The organism is Palaeococcus sp. (in: euryarchaeotes) (assembly GCF_053987695.1).
On the sequence record NZ_JBMXHE010000014.1, the window covers coordinates 1 to 2045 of the forward strand.

2 protein-coding genes and 1 pseudogene are annotated in these 2045 nt (G+C 46.0%); all 3 read right to left on the bottom strand.

From position 1 onward, the window contains the following. A partial coding sequence (locus tag ACXJGZ_RS01550; RefSeq protein ID WP_456398053.1) for an adenylyl-sulfate kinase occupies positions 1 to 241 on the bottom strand: 241 nt, incomplete at its 3' end. Continuing rightward, positions 238 to 1629: an alkaline phosphatase family protein gene (locus ACXJGZ_RS01555; protein WP_456398055.1), complete on the bottom strand. Its 1392-nt coding sequence runs from the start codon at positions 1627 to 1629 to the stop codon at positions 238 to 240. The genes ACXJGZ_RS01555 and ACXJGZ_RS01550, both read right to left, overlap by 4 nt. Positions 1630 to 1634: 5 nt before the next feature. Beyond that, a pseudogene (locus ACXJGZ_RS01560) lies at positions 1635 to 2045 on the bottom strand (DHH family protein); the annotation flags it as partial.

The following is a 2045-nucleotide window of genomic DNA, read 5'->3' on the forward strand; positions in this document are numbered from 1 at the left end:
CTATGCGGTTGTGCATCTCCCTCGCTTCCTTGCTGAAACCTAGGTCTGGGTATAATGTCTTTCTAATTGTGTCTCCATCCAAAATTTCCACTCTATACCCCATTCCTTTGAGCTTTTTCTTTAGAGCGTGTGCTAAAACTGTTTTTCCGGCACCGCTCGGCCCGGTGAGCCAGATGGTAAATCCCTGTTCTAGCGTCCTAAGAGACGCTCCTTGGGCATTTGCTCCTACTTTCTCGCTCATATTATACTCCTCCCCCTAAGGGGTTTTTTCATTCCAAAGAGCTTGAGCACTGTTGGTGCAAAGTCATAAATTGTGAGCTGGGTTTGCTTGGCCTCCTTCATGCCTGGCAGATACAGGGAGAACACTCCATACTCAGCGTGAACTGCATCGTCCGGGCCCAAGTCATTCTCCAAGAGGTATGGTGTTTCATAACCCAAAGTTCCCGCGGCTCTCCAGTTCAAATCGTCCAGGTAAACCATCATATCTGGTTTATCGCCTTTGGCAATTGGATATATCTCCTCTGGATAGAACACTTTAGTATCCCACTTCTCACCGTTTGGCCCTCTAATGCCCTTTATGAGCTCGGCAACCTCGTCCCTAACCTTGTGGTAGTTCTCTGGCTCGATGATTCCTTGGGGCTCTCTTCCCTTGACGTTGAGGAAGACTCTCGAGTAATAACCGCCCCAAGCCCAAGCAATAGTCTTACTCCAGTCAACCTTAAGCTCGTTGAATCTCACTTGTCTTCCTTCCTTGAGAATCTCTGGGTTTTTAATCTTCAGGAGACCCTCTTCAATGAGCCATTGATTGATTGCAAAAGCTCCCTTCATAGCCTTTATTCCGTGGTCTGAAACTATTATGACAGCTGTCTCATCCAAATCCAGGAACTCCAATGTCTTTCCTATCTCCTCATCGAGGAGCTTGTAGTAGTCGGGGATGACGTTTTTGTAGGGATTGTCATCACCGGGATAGAGGTGGTGGTTCTCGTCGAAGTACTTCCAAAAGGCGTGGTGCACCCTGTCAAGCCCTATATCCACAAACTGGAAGTAGTCCCACTCCTTCTCCTGGATTAGGTAGCGAATAACCTCGAACCTCTTTTTCGTCATCTCCCAGAGCTGTTCCCTAACCTCATCCCTGTTCTCTTTTCTAAAGACTACATCAAAGATGTACTCGCCGACTAAGCGCTCAATCTCGCCTTTAAGCTCTTTTGGGTAAGTATAATCAACAGAAGCATCGGGGGTTATGAAACAGCTCACGAGGTAGCCGTTGATTGGCTTTGGTGGATAGCTCGGCGGAACGCCAACTAAAATTGATTTTTTGCCCTTTTCAGCTATGTAGTGCCAAACGGCCTTTTCCTTAACCATTAAACTGTGGGCAATCCAGATATCGTTGTATGTGCCTTTCTTTCTATGTCTAAAGCCATATAAGCCGAGTTCTCCAGGTGTTTTGCCTGTAGCCATGACCATCCATGCGGGAATAGTGATGGCAGGGATTGTGCTCTGCATTGGACCGTAAATTGATTTTTCCAAGAGCTTCTTTATGTTTGGTAGGTCATCCAAAAACCTATCGAAGAGCAGCTCTGGAGGAGCTGAATCCAAACCGATAACAAAGACTTTCTTAACGTTTTCCATCTCAATCACCCCAGATAAGAGTTAATTATCTCTAAAGCTTCGCTTATTCTATCCCTTTCGCAAACGCAGCCCAAAACCTCACTCTTTCCACCCGCGTTGAAACCCTTTTCTTTGAGAGCACCAATAATCTCGCTCATGTTTATCCTCTCTTTTAGCTTGGAGGAGATTCTAAAGTATATCTGGCTTTTCCCGTGGAAATCCCTGTTTACCACGATTGCCCCTTCATAGCCAGCTTCCCAAACCGCTTTCCTCGCGATTTTTGAGATTATATTGAATGGACTCGTGAACTCTATGAATGCAAACCCCTCCTTCAGCTCTACGCTTGAGAAAGCGTCCTGAATTGCTTTTTCTATCGCCTCAACATTCTTAATCCACGGTTCGTACTCCAAAAGCTCCCTGAGAGTTGAGCTTAAAAG

Coding starts and splice junctions, on each gene's coding strand:
- ACXJGZ_RS01555 (WP_456398055.1), bottom strand. CDS start 1,629: ATGGAAAACGTTAAGAAAGTCTTTGTTATCGGTTTGGATTCAGCTCCT.